Annotated in this window: 23 protein-coding genes and 2 pseudogenes; 9 read left to right on the top strand and 16 right to left on the bottom strand. The window is 69.6% G+C overall.

Annotation, left to right across the window (positions count from 1 at the left end):
• Positions 1 to 40: 40 nt before the first annotated feature.
• Together QUE79_RS02550 and QUE79_RS02555 are read right to left on the bottom strand one after the other, a co-directional pair.
• Positions 41 to 445 (bottom strand): hypothetical protein, encoded by a 405-nt coding sequence (locus QUE79_RS02550; protein WP_286345289.1) that lies wholly within the window; start codon positions 443 to 445, stop codon positions 41 to 43.
• Positions 429 to 626, bottom strand: coding sequence for a helix-turn-helix transcriptional regulator (locus tag QUE79_RS02555; RefSeq protein WP_286345290.1), 198 nt, complete (start codon positions 624 to 626; stop codon positions 429 to 431). Before QUE79_RS02555 ends, QUE79_RS02550 begins: the two co-directional genes overlap by 17 nt.
• Before the next feature lie 254 nt (positions 627 to 880).
• Between QUE79_RS02555 and QUE79_RS02560 the strand changes: the two genes are divergently transcribed.
• Positions 881 to 2,053, top strand: a complete 1,173-nt coding sequence (locus QUE79_RS02560) for a fatty acid desaturase family protein (protein ID WP_286345291.1) — start codon at positions 881 to 883, stop codon at positions 2,051 to 2,053.
• 21 nt (positions 2,054 to 2,074) lie between these two features.
• On the opposite strand, the gene QUE79_RS02565 is transcribed toward QUE79_RS02560, so the two are convergent.
• From QUE79_RS02565 to QUE79_RS02575, 3 genes are all read right to left on the bottom strand, one after another.
• Positions 2,075 to 3,052 carry a zinc-binding dehydrogenase gene (locus tag QUE79_RS02565; protein WP_286345292.1) on the bottom strand — a complete coding sequence of 326 codons (978 nt, stop codon included), beginning with the start codon at positions 3,050 to 3,052 and terminating at the stop codon, positions 2,075 to 2,077.
• A gap of 139 nt (positions 3,053 to 3,191) precedes the next feature.
• On the bottom strand, positions 3,192 to 3,920 hold the full coding sequence (locus QUE79_RS02570; protein ID WP_286345293.1) for a helix-turn-helix transcriptional regulator: 729 nt from the start codon (positions 3,918 to 3,920) through the stop codon (positions 3,192 to 3,194).
• A 297-nt stretch (positions 3,921 to 4,217) separates the two neighbouring features.
• Positions 4,218 to 4,574 (bottom strand): hypothetical protein, encoded by a 357-nt coding sequence (locus tag QUE79_RS02575; RefSeq protein ID WP_286345294.1) that lies wholly within the window; start codon positions 4,572 to 4,574, stop codon positions 4,218 to 4,220.
• Positions 4,575 to 4,878: 304 nt separating this feature from the next.
• Here QUE79_RS02575 and QUE79_RS02580 point away from each other — a divergent pair, with 304 nt between their 5' ends.
• Entirely contained in the window at positions 4,879 to 5,157 is a 279-nt protein-coding gene (locus QUE79_RS02580) for a hypothetical protein (protein ID WP_286345295.1), read from the top strand.
• Positions 5,158 to 5,244: 87 nt separating this feature from the next.
• On the opposite strand, the gene QUE79_RS02585 is transcribed toward QUE79_RS02580, so the two are convergent.
• Positions 5,245 to 5,463 (bottom strand): hypervirulence associated TUDOR domain-containing protein, encoded by a 219-nt coding sequence (locus QUE79_RS02585; protein ID WP_286345296.1) that lies wholly within the window; start codon positions 5,461 to 5,463, stop codon positions 5,245 to 5,247.
• Position 5,464: 1 nt separating this feature from the next.
• Positions 5,465 to 5,803, bottom strand: a complete 339-nt coding sequence (locus QUE79_RS02590) for a hypothetical protein (RefSeq protein WP_286345297.1) — start codon at positions 5,801 to 5,803, stop codon at positions 5,465 to 5,467.
• A gap of 39 nt (positions 5,804 to 5,842) precedes the next feature.
• On the opposite strand from QUE79_RS02590, the pseudogene QUE79_RS02595 reads away from it, so the two are divergent.
• Both QUE79_RS02595 and QUE79_RS02600 read left to right on the top strand, forming a co-directional pair.
• Positions 5,843 to 8,289, top strand: a pseudogene (locus QUE79_RS02595) (phosphoketolase family protein).
• Positions 8,290 to 8,513: 224 nt separating this feature from the next.
• Positions 8,514 to 8,741 carry a hypothetical protein gene (locus QUE79_RS02600; RefSeq protein WP_286345298.1) on the top strand — a complete coding sequence of 76 codons (228 nt, stop codon included), beginning with the start codon at positions 8,514 to 8,516 and terminating at the stop codon, positions 8,739 to 8,741.
• 9 nt (positions 8,742 to 8,750) lie between these two features.
• On the opposite strand, the gene QUE79_RS02605 is transcribed toward QUE79_RS02600, so the two are convergent.
• Both QUE79_RS02605 and QUE79_RS02610 read right to left on the bottom strand, forming a co-directional pair.
• Entirely contained in the window at positions 8,751 to 8,906 is a 156-nt protein-coding gene (locus tag QUE79_RS02605) for a hypothetical protein (protein WP_286345299.1), read from the bottom strand.
• Between the two features lie 628 nt (positions 8,907 to 9,534).
• A pseudogene (locus tag QUE79_RS02610) lies at positions 9,535 to 10,964 on the bottom strand (MFS transporter).
• 80 nt (positions 10,965 to 11,044) lie between these two features.
• Between QUE79_RS02610 and QUE79_RS02620 the strand changes: the two are divergent.
• Positions 11,045 to 11,926 (top strand): LysR family transcriptional regulator, encoded by an 882-nt coding sequence (locus QUE79_RS02620; RefSeq protein ID WP_286345302.1) that lies wholly within the window; start codon positions 11,045 to 11,047, stop codon positions 11,924 to 11,926.
• Positions 11,927 to 12,127: 201 nt separating this feature from the next.
• On the opposite strand, the gene QUE79_RS02625 is transcribed toward QUE79_RS02620, so the two are convergent.
• Genes QUE79_RS02625 through QUE79_RS02655 form a run of 7 tightly spaced genes read right to left on the bottom strand, consistent with a single transcriptional unit; the run spans position 12,128 to position 18,841 of the window.
• Positions 12,128 to 12,862: a ThuA domain-containing protein gene (locus QUE79_RS02625; RefSeq protein ID WP_286345303.1), complete on the bottom strand. Its 735-nt coding sequence runs from the start codon at positions 12,860 to 12,862 to the stop codon at positions 12,128 to 12,130.
• Positions 12,859 to 13,536 (bottom strand): Gfo/Idh/MocA family protein, encoded by a 678-nt coding sequence (locus tag QUE79_RS02630; RefSeq protein ID WP_286346820.1) that lies wholly within the window; start codon positions 13,534 to 13,536, stop codon positions 12,859 to 12,861. The genes QUE79_RS02625 and QUE79_RS02630 overlap by 4 nt, the downstream gene beginning before the upstream one ends.
• On the bottom strand, positions 13,431 to 13,979 hold the full coding sequence (locus QUE79_RS02635) for a Gfo/Idh/MocA family protein (protein WP_286345304.1): 549 nt from the start codon (positions 13,977 to 13,979) through the stop codon (positions 13,431 to 13,433). The genes QUE79_RS02630 and QUE79_RS02635 overlap by 106 nt, the downstream gene beginning before the upstream one ends.
• The gene (locus QUE79_RS02640) at positions 13,976 to 15,631 is read right to left on the bottom strand and encodes a glycoside hydrolase family 13 protein (RefSeq protein ID WP_286345305.1); all 1,656 of its coding nucleotides are present in this window, start codon (positions 15,629 to 15,631) and stop codon (positions 13,976 to 13,978) included. Before QUE79_RS02640 ends, QUE79_RS02635 begins: the two co-directional genes overlap by 4 nt.
• Positions 15,632 to 15,688: 57 nt before the next feature.
• Positions 15,689 to 16,603 (bottom strand): carbohydrate ABC transporter permease, encoded by a 915-nt coding sequence (locus QUE79_RS02645; protein ID WP_286345306.1) that lies wholly within the window; start codon positions 16,601 to 16,603, stop codon positions 15,689 to 15,691.
• Complete coding sequence (locus QUE79_RS02650) at positions 16,603 to 17,508, bottom strand: carbohydrate ABC transporter permease (protein WP_286345307.1); 906 nt, start codon at positions 17,506 to 17,508, stop codon at positions 16,603 to 16,605. Before QUE79_RS02650 ends, QUE79_RS02645 begins: the two co-directional genes overlap by 1 nt.
• 43 nt (positions 17,509 to 17,551) lie before the next feature.
• On the bottom strand, positions 17,552 to 18,841 hold the full coding sequence (locus QUE79_RS02655; RefSeq protein ID WP_286345308.1) for an ABC transporter substrate-binding protein: 1,290 nt from the start codon (positions 18,839 to 18,841) through the stop codon (positions 17,552 to 17,554).
• A gap of 119 nt (positions 18,842 to 18,960) precedes the next feature.
• Between QUE79_RS02655 and QUE79_RS26080 the strand changes: the two genes are divergently transcribed.
• From QUE79_RS26080 to QUE79_RS02675, 4 genes are read left to right on the top strand one after another with little or no spacing between them, the layout of a single operon-like run.
• Positions 18,961 to 19,950, top strand: a complete 990-nt coding sequence (locus QUE79_RS26080) for an ROK family protein (protein WP_434011027.1) — start codon at positions 18,961 to 18,963, stop codon at positions 19,948 to 19,950.
• Positions 19,896 to 20,162: a hypothetical protein gene (locus QUE79_RS02665; RefSeq protein ID WP_434011028.1), complete on the top strand. Its 267-nt coding sequence runs from the start codon at positions 19,896 to 19,898 to the stop codon at positions 20,160 to 20,162. Before QUE79_RS26080 ends, QUE79_RS02665 begins: the two co-directional genes overlap by 55 nt.
• A 60-nt stretch (positions 20,163 to 20,222) precedes the next feature.
• Complete coding sequence (locus tag QUE79_RS02670) at positions 20,223 to 20,768, top strand: GNAT family N-acetyltransferase (protein ID WP_286345309.1); 546 nt, start codon at positions 20,223 to 20,225, stop codon at positions 20,766 to 20,768.
• A gap of 21 nt (positions 20,769 to 20,789) precedes the next feature.
• Positions 20,790 to 22,238, top strand: a complete 1,449-nt coding sequence (locus QUE79_RS02675) for an MFS transporter (protein ID WP_286345310.1) — start codon at positions 20,790 to 20,792, stop codon at positions 22,236 to 22,238.
• Positions 22,239 to 22,335: the final 97 nt, after the last annotated feature.

Consider the following 22,335-nt stretch of genomic DNA (forward strand, 5'->3'; position numbering starts at 1 on the left):
AGCGTTGCACGCGCGGCGGCCGAGCGAGCATGCCGATGTGTCAGCCCCGGCGCGCGGACACGGAATTGGCGACACCCCAGACGATGCAGAGCGCCAGCAGCCACGCGGCAGCCAGCAGGACGATCTCGTGGACCCAGACGCTCGCGACGAGGATCTGCACCGCCGCGAGAGCCAGCGCCGCGGCCCCGACGACGGAGAATCCGTTGCGCGCAATCATGCGATCCCTTTCGTCTCGGTATTCGAGGGCGTTGACCCGCTGCACCTCGGACGAGTCGCCGCGCCGGGCGTAGAGCATCGCACCGTAGAGGTAGACCGTCGCGACCGCCAGGTAGAGGCCGGTGAAGAGCTGGCCGCCGATGAGCACGGTGACGGCCGAGACCCCGAAGACGGCGATCACGACGACGTTGATGGGCCGGATCGCGAAACGACTATGAATCCTGGACATGGAAGACCTCCTCGATTGCCTTGCCGAAGTGACGTGCCAAGCGGGCCGCCAGGGTCAGAGACGGGTCGTATCGCCCCGTCTCGATTGCGTTGATGGTTTGACGCGAGACGCCGACGAGCCGGGCAAGGTCTGCCTGCGACAGGTCGTGTTCGGCTCGGAGCCGCCTGATCTCGCTGTCCATATGACAAGCCTGCTTGACATCGCTCCTCGTGTCAAGGGCGCTTTACATTCGCGCCGGCGGACGGCCGAACGTTGGCTGAGCGAGAGCCGTCCGAAACGCGAGCCCGGGCTGCCAATGCGTCGAGATCGGCGCCCGAAGTGGCGCGAGGGCTCTACGGTGAGGTAGTTGCCCTAGTCCCCGGCTGCTCCCGGCCCCGGCACACAGCGACTCGTACTCGTTCCACCGCGGCACCCATCCGACGGAACAAGGTCACGATGTCTTCTCTTCTCTCCCCGAGGCCCCTGGTCTCGCCGGAACCTGCGCCCGCACCCGCGCCGATCCCGGTCCGGGTTCGCAACAGCGCCGAACTGCCCGCCGGTTTCCGGTCGACCACGCCGGGATCCACCGCCAAGCCGACGAGCACCTACAACCTGCTCCTCGGCACCGTCCGCGATGCCGGGCTCCTCCGCCGACGCACGGGCTTCTACATCGCCGTCTTCGCCGTCATCACGGCGTGCCTCGCTGCCGCGGTCACCGGCTCGGCGCTCCTGGGCGACTCCTGGTTCCAGTTGCTCATAGCCGCCGGACTCGGCGTCATCTTCACCCAGTACGCGTTCCTCGCTCACGAGACGGCGCACCGCCAGGTGTTCGAGTCGGGCCCCCGCAGCGAGCGCTTCGGACGCGTCCTCGCGTCCGCCGTGGTCGGCATGAGCTACGCGTGGTGGATGAGCAAGCACACCCGCCACCACGGCAACCCGAACACGATCGGCAAGGACCCCGACATCGCACCCGGGCCGGTGTCGTTCACCGAGCAGGATGCCGCGAACAAGACCGGCTTCCTGAGCTGGTTCGCGAGACGACAGGGTTACGCGTTCTTCCCGATTCTTCTTCTCGAAGGTCTCAACCTGCACTACACCTCGTACAAGACGGTGTTCGGACGCGGCAAGGTCGACAAGCGGTCCTCGGAGATCACCATGATCACGATCCGGTTCGCCATCTACCTCGGCGTGATCTTCTGGTTCTTGCCGTTCGGTATGGCCTGGGCCTTCATCGGCGTGCAGTTCGCCGTCTTCGGTCTCTACATGGGCGCGTCGTTCGCGCCGAACCACAAGGGCATGCCGATCATCCCCGAGGGGTCGCGGGTCGACTTCCTGTCGAAGCAGGTGCTGACCTCGCGCAACGTGACCGGCGGTCCGGTCATGAACATGGCCATGGGCGGGCTGAACTACCAGGTCGAGCACCACCTGTTCCCGAACATGGCGCGGCCGAACCTGCGGCACGCGCGGCTCCTGGTGCGAGAGCACTGCGCCGCGGAGCAGATCCCCTACGTCGAGACGAACATCATCGATTCGTGGCGGATCATCGTGCGGTACCTGAACCGGGTCGGTCTCGCGGCCGGCGGCGATCCGTTCGACTGCCCCGCGGCCGCGACGTACCGACCTCGCTGACCAGCCCGGACCCGGCAGTGATCACGGGCGGAGCAGGATCTTGCCGGAGCGGCCGGGCTCGAAGTTCGCGGCACTCGCGGCCCGCGCCTCGTCGAAGGTGTAGGTGGCCTCGACCGGCAGGGTGAGCGAGCCGTCCTGGATCCTGCTCACGAGTTCTCCGAACAGGGCGCGACGCTGCTCTCGGGGCATGGCGGCGTTGACCGGGCTTCCCCAGAAACCCTTGACGGTCGCCTGCTTGAAGATGACGTCGCCCGAGGCGAGCTCCATGACCGGCGACTGCATCGCCCCGAACACCACGAGCGTGCCGCCCTCCGCCAGGAGCGACAGGACCTCGCCGCTCGCGCGCCCACCGACGGAGTCGACGCCGACGCGGATCGGGGCGTCACCGACGATCGACCGCACCTGCGCGACCCAGCCGTCGGCGTCGGTCGCGACGACGTTGCCGATGCCGAGCGCGGCGAGTTCGTCGATGCCGGCGGCGCGACGGACCAGCCCCACGACGTTGACGCCGCGCGCGGCGGCGAGCTGCGCCACGAGTCGACCGACGGCTCCGTTGGCCGCGTTCTGCACGAGCCAGTCGCCCTCCGAGAGCGCGAGGGTCTCGAGCAGGCTGATCGCACTGAACGGCATCGAGACGAGCTGCGCGGCGACCTCGTCGGGGATGTCGTCACTCACCGGGATGAGTCCGGCCGCCTTGGCGACGAAGAACTCGGCCCAGGCTCCGAAGCTGCCGCCCGACGCCACTCGCTGTCCGACCTGGAAACGTTCGACTCCCTCGCCCAGCGCATCGATGACGCCGACGGCTTCGGTGCCGGCGCGGGCCGGGAGCTCCGGCTTGAAGCCGTAGGTGCCGCGGATGGTCCAGAGGTCGTGATTGTGGATCGGCGACAGGAGGGTGCGGATCCGCACCTCGCCCTCGCCGGGCTCGGGAAGGGCAACGTCTTCGACGGTCAGGACCTCGGAGGGCTCACCGAACTCGTGGTGGATGACGGCGCGCATGGCGGCCTCGACTTTCTCAGGCGGGTGGGGAGGAGCCTGGTGAGCCCAGCCTGCCAGGCGCAAGACACCCGCGGCCCGCAGTGACGTGAGAGACACGCTCCAGGGCGTGTCTCCCCCGTGGCGACGGGGGAGACACGCCCTAGCTGCGCAGCGTCTCCGACGGCAGCTCGCCGAAGCGCTGGCCGTAGGCCGCGGAGAATCGGCCCGAGTGAGCGAACCCCCAGCGCTCGGCGACCGCGGCGACCGACGCTTCGGCAGGCCCGAGGTGCACGAGGTCGGCGTGCGCGCGGTCGAGACGGACGTCGCGGAGATAGGCCGTCGGCGTCATCCCGAGCTGCGTCGCGAAGGCGCTCTGCAGGCCGCGGAGGCTGAGATCGGCGGCTCGCGCGATGTCGGTGCTGGTGATCGGGAGGTGGGCCGAGACGTGGATGAATTCGACGGCGGCCCGGATCCTGCTGTTCCTCGGGTTGGTCAGGAGGGGCGGCAGGGGCGCCGTCCGGTGCGGGAACGTCCGGAGCAGCGTCTCGGCCGCGAGCCGCTTGATGTCGGCGAGCACGAGGGGCGAGGGTTCCTGCCCGATCACGGTCTTCGCCACCGTCGTGATGGTGGACTTCCAGCGCCGGAGGGCATCGGCATCGGGCACGGCGGTGTGGTCGAAGTGGATCGGCCCGGGCAGGGCGCCCTCGGACTCGGCGGCGACGCGCTCGAGGAACCCGGCGCCGAAGTGGACCAGGTTCTGCCGATAGTCGGTGAAGTCGAACGCGAAGCGCTTTCCGGTGGGGAACATCGCCGGGCGTCCGATCGCGAGCGGGGTCTCGTCGGCTCCCACGTCGTAGATGCCGGCTCCCGCCGTGATCCAGGAGACCACGTACTCGTTCTCGGGCTGGATCGTCCCCGGATCGAACCCAGGAACATCGACGACCTCAGCGTCATGTCGGCGTCGCCCGTGATCGTGTAGCGGTAGGCGAACTCGGCTTCGGTGAGCTCGGTCGTGAAGTCGTCGCCGTTGTAGCCGTCCTCGAACAGGGCGCGCGCCTGCTCGAGGTCGCGGCCGCCCACGTCGGAACGCGACATCGGCTCGGGCTGCGTGGTCATCAGGGGCATGCTGACACAGGAGACCGGCGCGGATAAGCCCTTGGCCGCAGAACGCACTTCTGCTAAGCGGTCAGGCCGACTCCGGCCCCAGGACGTCGTGCAGAGCGACCCGCAGAGCGCGGGCGAACGCCGCCGGCACGTGCCCGACGTGCTCGCGGCCGGCCCGGATCGCCACCCGCGCGGCGCCACCCTCGAGGTCGACCCGCCAGGCGCTGACGCGCGCGACCGGGATCTCGGCAGTGTCGTTTCCCGCCGCCGCGTCCCCGGACTCGATCACGATCAGCCGCCGGTAGACGCAGACGGAGTCGAAGCGACCGGAGACGGTGCTGGTGCATTCGAAGACGAGCTCACGATCGAGAGGCCCGAAGAACGCGTCCCAGTCGAGGTCGTCGCCCCGCGGCACGGTCGGCGCGGATGACGGGTGCATCGCAGCCCTCCGTCCCGAACGGATCGACCGGCGGGGTTCGCCGACGTCGCCCGTCACGCGCCCAGCCAACCGCGTTTCGCCGGCCCCGTCTGCCCGGTGTCGACATCGGTTCTGAAAGGGGTCGGCGAACGCACTCCGGGTGCACCGTCGGGAAACGATCGGACCTCACCCGCCGAAAAACGCACTCCCGCGGCAGCGGAGCGGGCCGGAGCGTCCGATTAACGCGGATGCCGCCCGCCAAGGCCGTCGATGACGGCGGTGGGCGTGATGCTGGGAGAGGAATCACAGACCCAGAGGACACTCGATGCCCGACCAGCAACTCGACCACCTGACCCACGAAGAACTCGTCCGGGCGATCGCTGAGCGCCTCGGCGAGCCCAGTCGGCCGTCCGGCAGCGCCTATCTCCGGGCGCCTGGCGTGCCCGCCGTCACGATTCGGCCGTACCCGAAGCGCCGTCCGGCGACACCCGCCGCCACCCGTGCTGTCGAACCACTCCAGCCCATCGCCGTGCCGAGCCTGCCGAGCGACGTCACGTACGCCGACTTCCTCCGCGACCCGGAGAGTCTGCGGAGCGCCGGGTAGTCGAGGGCTGCGTCGCGCGCTGGAGTGCGCCGGGCGCGCGGGTGCGCCGGCCGCTGCGCGCGCGGGTGCGCCGGGCGCACGCGCGCCTCAGCGCGCCGCGAGCTTGCGGAGCGCCGACCCCTTGTGCGCAGCGCGGGCCCCGGTCTTCTCCGACTCGACCACGAACGCCGGCTCGTCGCGCGACGCCGTGAAGCTCTGGCCGTCGAACTCGAAATCCGAGGTCTTTCTCTCCTTCACCACGCCGTGCGTCCGGCCCTGCGAGGTGTTCCACGAGACGCGATCCCCGACCGCCAGCGACTCGGCCACGTCACTCGTTCCATTCGAGGTCGTCTGGCACGACGTCGGACGACTGTTCCTCGGGCCGGACAGCCGCCCCGCGCTGCTTCGCCGTCTCCGACTCGAGGAAGGCCACCAGCTCGGTGTCCTCGAGCTCCGCGAACTCGCTGGCGGTGTCGACGGCGACGATCTGGCTCGCCGGGCCGAGGAGGAACGTCGCCCGGCCGACCGACCCGTCGTCCTGCCTGGTCGGAACCTGCACGGCCGCGGCCGACCCGTTGGAGGCCAGGATCTGCGCGTAGTCGACCAGGGCGAGAGCGATCGTCGATCCGGTGAGCACGGATCCGTCGGCGTAGTGGATGAGTTGCATGCCTCCTGCCTAGGCCTCCGAAGCTGAGGATGCACCGGGATGACTCCGCGCACGGGTACAGAGCGTAGAAGGGAGGCTGCTCGTTCCCCGCACCGGGTGACGAGGGAAAGGGCTCCCGTGCCGACCGAACTCGAGACCGTGGACACCTGGTGGCGCGCCGCCAACTACCTCACCGTGGGCCAGATCTACCTGCTCGACGACCCTCTGCTCGAGCAACCGCTGACCCCCGACCACATCAAGCCGCGCCTGCTCGGCCACTGGGGCACCTCTCCGGGCCTCAACTTCGTCTACGCCCACCTCAACCGGGTGATCGTGCGCGACGAGCGACAGCTCATCTTCGTCTGCGGCCCGGGACACGGAGGCCCGGCGATGGTCGCCAACGCCTGGCTCGACGGCACCTACTCCGAGCTCTACCCGTCCGTCACGCGCGACAAGGCCGGGATGCAGCGGCTGTTCCGCCAGTTCTCCTTCCCCGGCGGGATCCCCTCCCACGATGCGCCCAACGTGCCCGGCTCCATCAACGAGGGCGGCGAGCTCGGCTACTCGCTGTCGCACGCCTACGGCGCCGTCCTGGACAACCCCGACCTGGTGGCAGTCTGCGTCGTCGGCGACGGTGAGGCCGAGACGGGCCCCTGGCCACGAGCTGGCACGCGAACAAACTGATCGATGCGGCGCACGACGGGGCCGTCCTGCCGATCCTGCATCTCAACGGCTACAAGATCGCCAATCCGACCATCCTGGCGCGCATCGACGAGGACGAACTGCTCCAGCTGTTCCGCGGCTACGGGTACGACCCCGTCGTGGTGGCGGGCGGGTTGGACGGCGAGGACCCGATGAAGGTGCACCGCCGGATGGCCACGGCCCTGGACGACGCGCTGGCAGCGATCGATGCGGCACAGGCGGCGGCGCGCTCCGGTGCCGGCGATGCCCGCCCGGCCTGGCCCCTGATCATCCTGCGCACCCCCAAGGGCTGGACGGGCCCGAAGGTCGTCGACGGCGAACCCGTGGAGAACACCTGGCGCGCCCACCAGGTGCCGCTCGACTCCGTCCGCGAGAACCCCGAGCACCTGCGCCAGCTCGAGCAGTGGCTGGCCTCCTACGACCCGGTGGCGCTCTTCGGCGAGAGCGGCGAACCGGCCGCCTCGCTCGCAGCCTTGAAGCCGCACGGCGACGCCCGGATGAGCGCCACCCCCTTCGCGAACGGCGGCAGGATCCGCACCGACCTCCGCCTCTCCGATTTCCGCGCGCACGCGGTCGACACCGCAGGATCGCGGACGGTCACCGCCTCCGCCACGCACGGCTTCGGCGAGTGGCTGGCCGATGTCATCCGCGACAATCCCGACACGTTCCGGCTGTTCGGACCCGACGAGACCGTGTCGAACAAGCTCGACGCCGTCTTCGAGGTGACCGATCGCGTGTGGGCGGCGCGCCTGCTCGACACCGACCTGAACCTCGCCCGCTCGGGGCGGGTGACCGAGGTCCTCAGCGAACACCTGCTGCAGGGACTCCTCGAGGGCTACCTCCTGACCGGCCGCCACGGGATCCTGAACACCTACGAGGCGTTCGTCCACATCGTCGACTCGATGTTCAATCAGCACGCGAAGTGGCTCGAAGCGACGCGCGACATCGAGTGGCGCCGACCGATCTCGTCGTTCGTCTACCTGCTCTCGTCGCACGTCTGGCGGCAGGATCACAACGGCTTCTCGCACCAGGACCCCGGCTTTCTCGACGTCGTGGTCAACAAGCAGGCCCACCTGGTGCGGATCTCCCTCGCGCCCGACGCCAACACCCTCCTCGCCGTCATGGACAAGGCGCTCCGCGACGTCGACACGGTGCAGGTCGTCATCGCGGGCAAGCAGGATCAACCCGCCTGGCTGTCGATGGACGAGGCGGAAGCCCACGTGCAGCGCGGTGCCGGGGCGTGGGACTGGGCCGGAACGCCCGGCTCACCGGATCGCGACGACCCCCTCCCCGACGTGGTCCTGGCCTGCGCCGGCGACGTCCCGACGCTCGAGACCGTGGCCGCCGCCGACATCATCCGGCACGAGCTGCCCGAGGTCAACGTGCGTGTGGTCAACGTCGTCGACCTGATGAAGCTGCAGGATCAGCGCGAACACCCGCACGGATTCACCGACGACCAGTTCGACGAGCTGTTCACGACGGACCGGCCCGTGGTGTTCGACTTCCACGGCTACCCGTCCCTCGTGCACCAGCTGACCTACCGTCGGCACAACCACGACAACATCCACGTCCGCGGGTTCCAGGAGAAAGGGACCACGACGACGCCGTTCGACATGGCGATGCTCAACGACATCGACCGCTTCAAACTGGTGCTGGACGTCCTGGAGTACGTGCCGGGTCTGTCCGCCCGGCACCCCGACGCCAAGGCGTCCCTGCAGGAGCGACGGGACGCCGCCCGCGAGTACGCGTACACGCGCGGGGAGGACCACCCGGACATCACGGGATGGGAGTTCGGGCAGGGGTGATCGCGTTGTCGCCGGTGGGGCCGACCGGGGTGCCGGTGAGCTGACCGGACGGGGTGACGGCCGGGTTGACGCGGGTTGACGGCCGAGTTGACCGACAGGGTGCCGGCCGGAATGCCTGCGGGGCGCTAGCCGTGCGTTTGCACAGGACCGGCACAAAGCGCAACCCGTAGCGGCGATTCACGCCGGGCCGTACATTTGGGGCCGAACCGGCGAAGACCCCGCCGGTGACGGTGCTGAAGAACGGAACACAGGTGCCCAGCCAATACGAGAGCAACGACAGCGTCCCCGCCGCGAAGATCGGACACTACCCGGCGAGAAGCCCCCAGCCTCACCTCGGCGTGCCCGCCGTGCCGGAGGCACCCAAGCCCGAACTCGAAGTCAGCTACGACGAGCTGATGATCACGGCCGCGATCGACCTCCAGGACGTCGAGCAGGACTCCGAAGCGAGCTGACCCGGAGGCTTACGGCAGCGGACCATCGCCCTCGGCGGGCCCGGGTACCGGGATCCACTCCGAACCGTCGTCGTTCTCGGTCTTCTTCGGGATCTCCGTCGACGGCTTTTCAGGCTCGGGCACGTCGTCCGTCGGCCCGCTCAGCGGGTCGGAGTCATGAGTCATGGTGAGGCCTTTCGTCCGTGGTGCACCGGTCGGCTGCGCCGCACCGGATGAGTCGACCGTACGCCGCCGCGGAACCTGCGCGCCGTTCTTTCCGCGTGGCCCCGCTGGTCGGTAACTCAGGTTGCAGGCCGCGCCCGCGGCGTGCCCGCGGCCGGTCGGGCGCGGCGGCCGACGCATGGGCGGGTCCGCGCGGCAGTGGGCGCGTGCGCGCGCACCCGCCCACGCTCTCGAAGCAGCCGCCGGCAACTCAGGTTGCAAGCCGCGTGTGCGGCGTGCCTGCGGCCGGGCGCGCGGCGCCCCGCAGCCTGCAACCTGAGTTACCGCCGCAGCGCCCGACCTGCGGCCGGTCGGGCGCGGCGGCCGACGCATGGGCGGGTCCGCGCGGCAGTGGGCGCGTGTGCGCGCACCCGCCCACAGCAACGGCAACCCGCCCACACCGAGCAGCCACCCGCGCGCCCGCAGCAGCCGGCGGCGGCAACCCGGGCAGCGGGCGGCAACTCAGGTTGCAAGCCGCGACGCCGCCGCGCAAGCGGCGGCCACGCGCGCGACCGCGCGGCGCCGCGCAGCCTGCAACCTGAGTTACCGCCGCAAGGCAGCACGCGCCGCCGCGGCAGCACCACCGCCGCGGCTACACGTGCACGGGCACCGGCGCCCGCAGCTTGGCGATGCTCATCACGGCGGCGACCGCAGCCCCCGCGACCGCCACGAACAGCACGGCGTTGGCGGCCGACGCCTGTGAGGCGAGCGACGCCGTCGACGCGCCGCTGAGGACCAGCGCCATGCTGACCGCGCCGGCGCCCGCCGACTGCGACAGCGTGCGGTTGATGTTGAGCATGCCGGCGGCCGGGCCGGAGAGCCGGGCGGGGGCGGACGACATGATGTCGCGGTTGTTCGGCGACTGGAAGATCGCGAAGCCGAGGCCGGTGAACGCGGTGCTTGCGAGCACCTGCCAGATCGGCGGGTGGGCTCCGAGCAGGGCCAGCGAGAGGAGCCCGAGCGTGAAGAGGCACAGGCCGACGACCGCGAGGACGGCGGGTCGGTAGGTGTCGGCGAGCCGGCCGGAGATCGGCGCGACGACGACGATCACCAGGGGCCACGGGGTGAACAGCAGTGCCGATTCCAGCGGGCTCGCGTGGTAGGCGATCTGGAAGAGGAACGGCAGAGCCACGAATGCGACGCCCTGCCCGAAGAACGACCAGAAGGCCGCCAGGATCGCCAGGACGAAGCGGCCGTTGAACATGCTCAGCGGCAGGACGGCCTTGACCGCCTTCTTCTCGATGCGTACGAAGCCGTATCCGAAGATCGCGCAGAGCGCCAGCAGGATCGCGGCGACCCACAGCGTCGACACGTCGGCCAGCTCGTGCACTCCGAGGAGGAAGCACGCGATCGCGGCGCCGGCCGCCAGGGCGCCCGCGAGATCGAAGCGTCCCCGCGGCGGCTGGTAGCGCGGCAGGGCGAGGAGCACCAGGGCACTGGCGAGGATGCCGATCGGGATGTTGATCAGGAACAGCCACGGCCAGCTGAGGCTCGCGAGGATCACCCCGCCCAGGGTCGGCCCCGCACAGGTGCCGAGGGCGACGATCATGGCGTTCATCCCGAGGACGAAACCGAGCTTCGCCGGCGGGAACAGCTGCCGGTACGACGGGATCACGACGGCGAAGATGAGCGACGAGGCCGCCCCTGCAAGACCCGGCCGGCGACGAGCAGGTGCAGTGTCGGCGCCAGGGCGCAGAGCAGCGACGCGAGCGTGAAGATCGGGGTGCCGATGAGAAAGGAGACCTTGCGGCCCAGCTGGTCGGCGAGCCCGATGGCGAGCGGCAGGCAGCACGACAGCGCCAGCAGGAAGGCCGTCGCGACCCAGACGGTGTCGGCCGCCGTGACGTGCAGGTCGCGCGAGAGCTGCGGGAGGGCGACGTTGACGATCGACGAGTCGATGTTCGTCATCAGCATCGAGAGCAGGAGGCCGGCGACGGCGAACACTCGACGGACCGTTCCGACGTCGAAGGTCACGGGGATCGCGGCGGTTCGGCGAGGCAGGGTGATCTCGCTCGTCGACATGCTTCCATCCCACCGCACGCGAGCTGCGACGTCCAAGACCGATTCGGCATCGAAACATAGGCTCGGCCTATAGTCGTCGGGTGCAGACCCGCCAGTTGCAGTACTTCCTCGCGGTCGCCGACCACGGCGGCTTCGCCCGGGCGGCCGACGCCCTTCGCATCGCTCAGCCCTCGCTGTCGCAGGCCATCGCCGCCTTCGAGCGAGAACTCGGCACTCCGCTGTTCCACCGGGTCGGCCGAGGCGTGGTCCTCAGTTCGAGCGGGCAGGATCTCGTCGGCCCGGCCCGCGCGGTCCTCCGCAGTCTCGAGCACGCCGAGTCGTCCGTCGGGTCGAGGGCCCGCGCCGGGTGGGACCACCTCGACCTCATCTCGACTCCGACGCCGGGCGTCGAACCGCTCACGGCTCTGCTCGCGGAGTTCACTCGCGAGAGGCCCCGCACGAGGCTCAACATCGCCGTCGGCTTCACGCCGGCCGCGGTGATCGAGGCGATCCGCAGCGGGGAGCGCGAGATCGGCGTGCTCGGCTCCCCCACCGAGCGCGCCGTCCGCGGACTCCGGTCGATCGCTCTCGCGCCGCAGCCGTTCGTGATCATCTCGCCACCCGGCAGCGGAGCGCCGGTCGCCCCGACCATCGACCTGAGCGAGCTGCGTGGGGCACGCCTGATCGTGCCTCAGCGCGGCTCGCTGATCCGGGCCACCATCGACGGCCTGATCGAGAGCGGCTCCCTCGACGCCGAGATCGTCGCCGAGGTGTCGCTCCGCGCCTCGATCGTTCCGATGGTGCTGAGCGGCATCGGCCAGGCGGTGCTCGCCTCCGGCTGGACGGATCTCGCCCGGCAGGCGGGCGCGACCGTTCAAAGGCTCACGCCCACGGCAGCGATCCACATCTCGGTGGCGAGCCGCGAGCGCGACCTGACCCCGGCCGCCACGGCGTTCATGGACCTGGTGGCCCAGACGCCGTAGGGCGTGTCCCTCCCTTCACCGCGGCCACGTGGGAGACACGCCTAGGGTGTGTCTCCCACGTGGCCGGAGGTCGTGTGTGGTCTGGTCTCGTGAGCTGCAAGGCGGGTGACGCAGGAGGCCGCCCGCGGCCTTCAAGGAACCCGCCGCCGCAGATCGCGCGATCCAGGGCACACACGGCCCGCGGCGAATTGGGAGACACGCCTAGCTCTCGAACCAGCCCAACGGGTGCTGGTCCGCCGTCAGGGCCCGACGCGGCCCGCGCGGCGCAGCCCACTGCGCGGCGTTGGACAACACGCGGCGGATGTCGGGGTGGTGGTACACCGGGTACTCCTGGTCTCCGGGCGAGAAGTAGAACACCCGGCCGAGTCCGCGGTGGTAGGCCACTCCCGACCGGAACACCTCGCCGCCGGCGAAGGTCGACAGGAAGATCTCCTCGTCCGGCACCGGAATGTCGAAGAACTCCCCGTACATCTCCTGCTTCGCGATCTGGATCGGGTGAGGCACGCCCTCGGCGATCGGGTGGCCGGGCAGCACGGTCCAGACCAGCTCGCGCTCCCCGTCGTTGCGCCACTTCAGCGAGCAGGTCGTGCCCATCAGCTTCTTGAACGGCTTCGAGTAGTGCCCGGAGTGCAGCACCACCAGGCCCATACCGGCGTGCACGTGGTCGACGACGCGCTGCGCCACCTCGTCGGAGACCTGGTCGTGGGCGATGTGCCCCCACCAGAACAGCACGTCGGTGCCGTCGAGCTCCTCGTCGGAGAGGCCGTGCTCAGGATCCTGCAGGGTCGCCGTGGTCACGGACGCCCCGTCACCGAGATTCTCGCGCAGCCCCTCCGCCACGACGGCGTGGATGCCGTCCGGGTAGTTGGCCACGACCACGGCATCGCCGCGCGTCTCGTGGAGGTATTCGTTCCAGACCTTGATGTTGAGCGTCATGCTTCTCCTTCGATCTCGACTTCGTGACCGGCTGCGGCCGACGCGTAGATGGCGTCGACGACCCGGCTGCGGTGCAGGGCGTATTCACCGTAGTGGCCGGTGTACGCGGGGGCGCTGCCCTCGACGCCCGCCCGGATGGCGGCGAGGAACCCCTCGATCACCGTGCGGTGGTGCCCCGCGGGGACGTGCACGGTGGGGCGGGCCACCGTCGGTCGACCCTCGACGTCCGAGTAGAGCGTCAGCGTGCCGTCCGTCGAGTAGTTGTCGACGTGCAGGCGGGCTCCACCGCTCGACCCCAGCAGCTCGACCTCGATGTCTTCGTTGTTCTTCGAGTACGACGCCCAGGACGCCTGCAGCAGCAGGCTCGAGCCGGTGTCGAAGCGCAGCAGGGCGCTGGCGAAGTCCTCGACGTCGAACGGGTGCGTGCCGTCGCTGAGCGCCGGCACCTTGCTGCCGCCGCCCCGACCGCGGCGACCCAGCTCGTTGTAGGTGACGGCCGACGCCGTGACGACCCGCGGCTCGCCCATGAGGTGCAGGGCGATGTCGAGAACGTGCGATCCGAGGTCGATCAGGGGTCCGCCACCGGCGGTCGCCTGGCTCGTGAACCAGGAGCCGAGCCCCGGGATCCCGGAGCGCCGGAGCCAGCTGGCCCGCGCGTGGTAGATGTCACCGATCGGATCGTCGGCGAGGTACTCCCCAGGAACGACACGTCGGCGCGGCGACGGTGGTTGTACGCCACCTCGAGGACGCGGTCGGCGGCCTTCGCCGCAGCCACCATCTCGGCGGCCAGATCGCCGGTCGTGGCCAGCGGCTTCTCGCAGAAGACGTGCTTGCCCGACTGCAGAGCGGCCATGGCGATCGGGTGGTGCAGGTCGTTCGGCACGCCGATCGACACGATGTCGAGGTCGTCGCGGGCCACGAGGTCTTGCCAGTCGGCGTAGAGGTGGGGCACCCCGCGGCTCGTCCCGAGCTCGTCGAGCCGCGCGGGCTCCTGCCCGGCGAGCGCCACGACCGTGGCCCCCTCGAGCGACGTGAAGGCGTCGAGGTGAGTCGAACCGGCGAAGCCGAGTCCGATGACTCCGACCCGGAGGTCCTTGTGATCCTGCGCGGCGCTCATGCGCGGATCCAAGCGGTCGCCGCACCCGGGAGGATGCCGTTCGAGACCGGGGCGCTGGCGAGGAGGAGCTCCCCGTCGGGTAGCGGGACCGGATCGTCGCCGAAGGTGGTGACGGAGATCCAGCCGTTCGGCCGCCGGAAGGCCAGAACGTCGGCCCGTCCGGTCTCGATCCACTCGAGTCCGCCGGAGCGGAGACGGCTGCGCAGAGCGAGAGCGCTCCGGTAGAGGTTCAGGGTGGAGTCGGGGTCGGATTCCTCGGCCTCGACGCTCGACGCACCGAACCAGGCGGGCTGCGGAAGGTGGGGCGCCGCCGCGCCGAAGCCGAAGGACGGCCCGTCGGTGGCCCACGGGATCGGGACCCGGCACCCGTCGCGGCCGATGTCGCGGCCGGGGTTGCGGAAGAACGACGGATCCTGTCTCTCGGCGGCGGGGATGTCTGCGACCTCCTGGAGGCCGAGCTCCTCGCCCTGGTACAGGTAGGCGGACCCCGGCAGGGCGAGCTCGAGCAGGGTGGCGGCGCGAGCGCGACGCAGACCGAGCTCGCGGTCGAGCGCGGGCTCGGTGCCGCCGCTCAGCAGCCACTCGCCGCCCTGCTTGACGCGGCGCCCGGACAGCGGCGGAAGGCCGTAGCGAGTCGCGTGACGGACGACGTCGTGGTTGGAGAAGACCCAGGTCGACGAGGAGCCCGACTGCTCGCTCAGGGCGAGGTTGAACTCGATGACGGACCTGAACTGGGCCGCGTCGAAATCGGCCTCGAGCAGGTCGAAGTTGAACGCCTGGCCGAGCCCCGCAGCGCTGGCGTAGCGGGCCCGACGGTCGGCCGCGACCCAGGCCTCGGCGACGGCGGTCCGCGCGGGGGTGTACGAGTTGAAGACCGTCCGCCACTCGGCGTAGATCTCGTGGACGTCGTCGCGGTCCCACATCGGGTGCGTCCCGTCGAGGGGAAGGGCGTCGAGCTCGGCCTGGCTGGGGAGCACCTCGGGGAGGTCTTTCGCGAGGCCGTGGGCCACGTCGATCCGGAACCCCTGGACTCCGCGGTCGGACCAGAAGCGCAGCGTCTCGAGGAAGTCGTCACGGACGTCGCGGTTCTTCCAGTTGAGGTCGGGCTGCTCGGTGGCGAAGAAGTGGTGGTACCACTGGCCGTCGCCGACGGCCGTCCAGGCCGGTCCGCCGAAGGTGGAGGTCCAGTCGGCCGGCGGGAGTTCGCCGTTCTCGCCCAGGCCGTCGCGGAACAGGTAGCGGTCGCGCGCAGCGGAGCCCTTGGGCGACGCGAGCGCCTCCTGGAACCAGATGTGCCGGTCGGAGGTGTGGTTCGGCACGATGTCGACGATGCAGCGGATTCCGGCTTCGTCGAGCGCCTCGATCAGGTCGTCGAAGTCGTCGAGGGTGCCGAGCCTCGGGTCGACGGCACGGTAGTCGTCGACGTCGTAGCCGCCGTCGGCCAGCGCCGACGGGTAGAAGGGGCTCAGCCAGACGGCGTCGACGCCCAGCTCGCGGAGGTACGGGACGCGCGAGGTGATGCCGGGCAGATCGCCGATGCCGTCGCCGTTCGAGTCGGCGAACGAGCGCGGGTAGATCTGATAGACGGCGGCGTCGCGCCACCAGGTCTCGTCGAGGTGCGTCGCGGTGGTCGTGGGGAGGGTGTCGGTCATCGGGGGTGATGCTCCGTTTCTTGCGTAGGGATCGTGTGCGTGGTCGTTCTGTCGTCGCTACTTGATGGCGCCCTGCGTCACTCCGGCCATCACCCAGCGCTGCGTGAAGAGATACACCAGGATCGCAGGTGCCATCGCCATGAGGTAGGAAGCGAACGACACGTTGTAGTTGTTGCTGAACTGCGTCTGGAAGATCTGCTGCAGGACGGGCAGGGTCTGGAGCGCCGGGTTCGAGGTGATGAGCGACGGCATCACGAAGTCGTTCCACGACGCGAGGAAGGCGAAGATGCCCACCGTGGCGCTCATCGGAGCGAGCAGGGGGAAGATCAGCTGCCAGAAGACCTGGCCGGTCGTGGCCCCCTCGAGCCGGGCGCTCTCCTCGAGCTCGTCGGGGATCGAGCGGAGGAACGCCGTGAACAGCAGGACGCTGAACCCGAGCTGGAACATGATGTGCAGGATCGCGACACCCAGCGGGTTGTCGAGGTGCACGAGACCGGTCAGCTTGACCTGGGACAGCGCGACGACCGGGAAGGGCAGGAAGAGCGCGGCGAGCAGGTAGTAGAACGACCAGCGGAAGAAGCGCCGGTTCCAGTTGCGCGAGATCGCGAACGCGGCGAACGAGCTCAGGATGATCGTGCCGACCACCGTGAGCGCCGAGACGCCGATCGAGATGGCGAAGCTCCGGGGGAAGGTCGTGAGGTTCCAGGCCTGCACGAAGCCGTCGACGCTGAACGGCGCAGGCAGGCTGAAAGCGTTGCCGTCGACCGCCTGCGACGTCGTCTTGAATGCCATCGTCAGGGTGACGTAGAGGGGGACGAGAATCGCCAGCGAGCAGATGATCAGGACGATCGTCACCGGCCAGTTGACGCGCTCGCCCCGTCCACCGGCTCGTCGGGTCGTGACCGAGTCGGCGTCGGTTCCTGCGAGCTCACCGGTGGCGGTCGAGGTGGCGAGAGGGATCTGGGTGGACATCAGAGACTGGCCCTTCCGCGCGTCGTGCGCAGCTGGAGGAGAGCGATCACGATCGCGATGAGGAAGAAGATGGTGGCGTTGGCCATCTGGTAGGCGTAGTCGCCGTTCGTGAAGCCCTGGAAGATCGACATCGCGATGCTCGTGGTCGACGTGCCCGGGCCTCCGTTGGTGAGGCCGACGATGATGTCGTACGAGTTGAGGAAGTTCTTGAAGCCGATGATGACGTTGATGAGGATGTACCCGGCCGTGAGCGGCACCGTGATCGACCGCAGCTGCCGACCGGCCGAGGCGCCGTCGAGCGCCGCCGCCTCGTACACGTCGCTCGGGATGGCGAGGATGCCCGCGATGTAGATCAGGATCGTCGACGGGATCGCCTGCCACGCCGTCACGATCACGATCGCGACCCACGCCCAGTTGGGGTTCGCCAGCAGGCTGCTCTCGAGGGGACCGAAGCCGAGGGCGTTCGCGGCCGCGGGGATCGAGTTGGAGAACAGGAAGTTGAAGGCGTACGCGATGACGATGCCGGAGACGACCATGGGCAGGACGAAGACGGCGCGCATGGCGACCTTCGCGCGGATCCTGGCGGTCAGTCCGATCGCCAGGAGGAAGGCGACCGCGTTCACCACCGCGACCGTGACCAGCGCGAAGCCGATCGTGAAGCCGTAGGCGCTGCGGATCGACGGATCGGAGAACAGCGCGATGTAGTTGATGAAGCCCGTGAAGCTGAACTCGCCGAAGCCGACGGAGTTGGTGAAGCTGTAGAAGATGCCCATGACGGCGGGCAGTGTGATCGCCAGGGTGAAGAGCACCAGCCCGGGCAGGAGGAAGGCGTAGAAGGTCTTGTCGACGCGACGGTGCGACGTTCTCTTCTTCGCGCCCGTCCGTGCGGATGTGACGACGGCCATGTCGTTCTCGTTTCTGTCGAGGAGAGTCATCGGGAGAGCCCGCTCACGAGCGGAGTGCGAGGCGAGACCAGTCGCCGTCGAGCTGGCGCAGGACCGGCTCCGGTTTCGAGCCGAGAGCGATCGACTGCGCGTAGTTCGCCACCGGGATCTCGGACGGGATGATCTGCGAAGCGCCGAGGTAGAACGCGGCGTCGTCGTAGTACTTCTGCATGCCGACGAGAGCGGGGTTCGTCGTCGGAGGGGCGTTCTTGGTCGTGCCGAACGCGTTGTTGTCGGCGTTGTACGTGTTCTGGATCTCGGGCTGCATCAGGAAGGACAGGAAGCTGCGAGCGGCCTCCTTCTTCTTCGACGCCTCGGGGATCCAGAGCGCGAGGTCGACGTTCACGCGCACCTTGAGGTCTTTCGGGTCGTTCGTGACCGGCAGCGGGAAGGTTCCGACGTTCATCTTCGCGTTGGTCTTGGCGATCTCGTTCAGCGCCCACGGGCCCTGGAGATACATGGCCGCCTCGCCCTTCGCGAAGGCCAGGTTGCCGTCGCCGTAGCCGCGGCTCGCCGCGTTCTTGTTCGCGTAGGAGCCGAGCTGGACCATGCGATCCATGGCGCTTCGGAAGTCCTTCTGGAACGACACCGAGGAGGCGGCATCGACCTTCGTGCCCTCGGCCCGGAGCCGCTTGAAGAAGTCGGGCACGTCGACCATGCCGCCGATCGTGTAGTCGAAAAGGCCCTGGGCGATGGTCCAGGTGTCTTTGTACGTGTTGAAGAACGGCGCGATCCCGGCCTTCTGGAACGTCTCGCAGGCGGCGACGAGATCGTCGTACGTCGTGGGGACGGCGACGCCGTACTTGGTGAAGAGGTCCTTGTTGTAGAGAACGGACGCAGCGGTCAGCGAGTACGGGATGGCGCTCGTCCGACCGGGGTAGTCGGCGGTCTCCTTCAGCAGCGGCTTGATGTCGGGGTTGATGGTGGCGGCCTCCGGCATGTCGCCGAGGTCGCTCAGGGCGCCACGCTCGACGAACTCGACGACCGAGAAGTTGTAGTTCCAGCAGCCGAGGTCCGGCGGAGAGTTGCGCACGAAGTCGGCGGACATGTTCGACGTGGAGTCGCGCACGACCCGCACCCTCGCCTGGGACTTGTGGAACTTCGCGATCAGCGTGTCGAAGTAGCCGATGACCTCGGGTTTCGACACGTAGAAGCTGATCTCGGTGACGCCGGAGGCGCTGCCGCCGGGCGCTGCGCATCCCGCGAGGGCGAACCCTGCGCCGAGGGCGCCGGCGCCGATCAGGAATGATCGTCGGCTCAGCCCCGGCACCGGGAGCGGTGGTTTCGGATTCACGTCGTTGTCTCCTTCGGAACGCGGAACCCCGTCGGCCCTCGTTCGAGAATTTAATCTAGCAAGTAAATTTAGATCCTGCATCAATTGGCCGACAGGGATTTTCGCGCTACCGTCAACGCATGACGACAGAACGCGCGGCGACTTCGCCCCAGGTGCTTCGTCGTATCAACGCCGAGGTGATCCTGGCCTACGCGCTCTCCTGCGGGGCATTCGACGCCACGGCGGCGATGAACGAGACGGGGCTGACACGCTCGACGGTGCTCGGCCTCTGCGAGGAGCTCGTCGGGCTCGGCTGGCTCGTCAAGCTGGACGACGCGCGCGCTGCGGGCGAGTACCGCAAGGGTCGACCGGCGAGCCGCTACGAACTCCGGCCGCAAGCCGGCCACATCGTCGGAGTGGACGCCGGGCAGCACACCATCTCCGCCGTCGTCGCCGACCTGCGCGGCGCCTTCGTCCACGGCGTGCACCTTCCCGTGGCCGAGACGGCCGCGCCCGACGTCCGGCGCGAACTCACCCGCACCGCCGTCGCCCAGACCCTCGAAGCGGCGTCGGTCCGCACCGCGAGCGTGTTCGCCACGATCGTGGGGGTGCCCGCACCGGTCGACGAAGCGGGCCACTCGCCGTCGGGCGACGGCGACTACTGGGCCGCGATGAACCCGGGCCTCGTCGACGCGTTCGAGGGACTGGGGCGGGTCGTCATCGACAACGACGCCAACCTCGCCGCGATCGCCGAGCAGGCCGTCGGGGCCGGACGAGACGTCGACTCGTTCGCCGCCCTCCTGTCGGGCGAGCGCTTCGGGGCCGGGCTCGTCGTCGACAGGCAGCTGCTGCGCGGACGCCACGGCGGAGCCGGCGAGATGCGCATCCTCGATCTCGTGGACGGCGTCGGGAGCACCGTCGGCCTGGGTGCGCTGGCTCGCGACCTCGCCCGTCAGGCCCGGACCGCGGGCACGATCCCCCGCTCCTCCCCCTCTGGGCCCTGCCGACGGGCAAGCTCACCTCCGACCGCGTCTTCGCGGCGGCGAGCCGGGGCGACGCGACGAGCGTCGAGTTCGTGCGACTCCTCGGACAGCGGCTGGCGCGCGTCTGTCTCGTCCTGTCGAGCCTGATCGACGTCGAACGCGTGATTCTCTCCGGGGCGATGGCCGCAGTATCCGAGCCGGTGATCGCCGAGGCCCGCGCGGTGCTCAAGACCGATTTCTACCCGCCGGTGCCGGAGCTCATCGCGTCGTCGCTCGGCGCCGAGAGCGTGCTGCTCGGAGCCGTGCAGCGTGGGCTGGCGCTCGTCCGCGCCGCGCCGCTCGACTTCCGCGTCGTGTGACCCGGACGCCCGGGGGCACCCCCGACACCCGGCGCGAGTGCCGGCACTAGCCTGTCGAGAGTGCACTTCCCCCGCCCGCTCACCGACACCGTCCATCTCCGCCCGCTCGACACCGGCGACGCCGCCGCCCTGGCGACCGCCTACCGCCGCAACCGCGAGCACCTCGCGCCGTGGGACCCCGAGCGGTCGGAGGCGTTCTTCACGGAGGCGGGCCAGGGCGAGGAGATCCTGCGCCTTCTCTCGTCGAAGCGGGCCGGGTCCGCGTCGCCGCTCGTGCTCGTGAGCGGCTCCGAGATCGTGGGCCGCCTGAACCTGAACGGCATCGTGCGCGGTGCCTTCGAGAGCGCGAGCCTGGGCTACTGGATCGACTCGCGACACACGGGCGCGGGCGTGATGTCTCGTGCAGTGGCCGCCGCGATCGAGCTCGCGCGCGACGACCTGGGGTTGCACCGCCTCGAGGCCGGCACCCTGCTGCACAACGAGGCGTCGCAGAACGTTCTGCTCCGCAACGGCTTCGAGGAGTTCGGGCTCGCGCGGAACTATCTGCGCATCGCGGGAAGGTGGCAGGACCACCGGCTGTTCCAACGGATACTGACCGCGAGCTGAATTGCGAAGAGACGAGAACAAATGAGCACCACGGCACAAGGAGTCGGGTTCCGGTCCGAACGCGGCCCGATCCTGATCGCCCTGATGCTGACCACGGGGCTGGTCGCGATCGACTCGACGATCGTCGCCACCGCCGTGCCGTCGATCGTGCACGACATCGGCGGGTTCAGCTCGTTCCCGTGGGTGTTCTCGATCTACCTTCTGGCGCAGGCGGTGTCGGTTCCCATCTACGCGAAGCTGTCCGACGTGGTCGGGCGCAAGCCCATCATCCTGATCGGCATCGGCCTCTTCCTGCTCGGGAGCATCCTCTGCGGGTTCGCCTGGAGCATGCCGGCGCTGATCCTGTTCCGCGTGGTGCAGGGCCTCGGTGCGGGTGCCGTCCAGCCCATGGCCATCACCATCGCCGGAGACATCTACACCCTCAAAGAACGCGCAAAGGCACAGGGCTACCTGGCCAGCGTCTGGGCCATCTCGTCGGTCGTCGGGCCCACGCTCGGCGGAGTCTTCTCCTCGCTGGGGATCTGGCGCGGCATCTTCTTCGTGAACGTGCCGCTCTGCCTCCTGGCGGCGTGGATGCTGCTGCGCGCGTTCCACGAGAACATCGAGCGCACGCGGCACCGGGTCGACTACCTCGGGGCGGGGCTCCTGACCGTGTCGCTCAGCCTGCTGATCCTCGCGGTGCTCGAGGGAGGGCAGGCCTGGGCGTGGAACTCGCCGCAGAGCATCGCGGCGTTCGCCGTCGGCGCCGTCGTGCTTGCCGCGTTCCTCGTGGTCGAGCGCCGCGCCGCGGAGCCGGTGCTGCCGCAGTGGGTGTTCTCGCGGCGGCTGCTGCTCACGACGTCGCTCATCTCGTTCGGCGTCGGAGCGATCATCCTCGGCCTCACCTCGTACGTGCCGACCTACCTCGAAGGGGCGATCAACGTCTCGCCCATCCTGGCCGGCCTGGCCCTCGCAGCGCTGACCCTCGGCTGGCCGGTCAGCGCCTCCCAGTCGGGCAAGCTCTACCTCCGGATCGGGTTCCGCTCGACCGTCCTGATCGGCGTCGGCCTCGCGCTGGTCGGCTCCGCGCTGCTCGCCGTGACCGCCGGTCGGCCGAACCTGATCGTGGTCGCCGCCTCCTGCTTCGTCATCGGTCTGGGCCTCGGGCTCGTCGCGACACCGAGCCTGATCGCGGCGCAGTCGAGCGTCGAGTGGAACGAGCGCGGCGTCGTCACCGGGACGAACCTCTTCGCCCGCTCGATCGGAAGCGCCCTCGGAGTCGCGGTGTTCGGCGCCGTGGCCAACGCCATCTACGCCGAGACCACCGGCGGGGACGCGATCCCGAGCGTGATCGTCTCCGCCTCCAGCGCGGTGTTCGTGGCGGTCGTCGTCGTCGTGCTGCTCGTCGTCGTCGCCGTGCTGGCCATGCCGCGGCGGCGTGCGGCCGCCGCGACGCCGACAGCGCCGGTGCCGGTGGTCGCCGCCGACTGACCTGCGGTCGGCAAGTCAGGCCCCAGGCCACCGGCACGCCGCGCACGCCGCACCCAGCCCGCACGCGCGCAGCCTGCAACCTGAGTTACCGCCCCGC

This window comes from Frondihabitans sucicola, from assembly GCF_030296615.1.
In the GTDB taxonomy this organism is placed as follows: Bacteria; Actinomycetota; Actinomycetes; order Actinomycetales; family Microbacteriaceae; genus Frondihabitans; species Frondihabitans sucicola.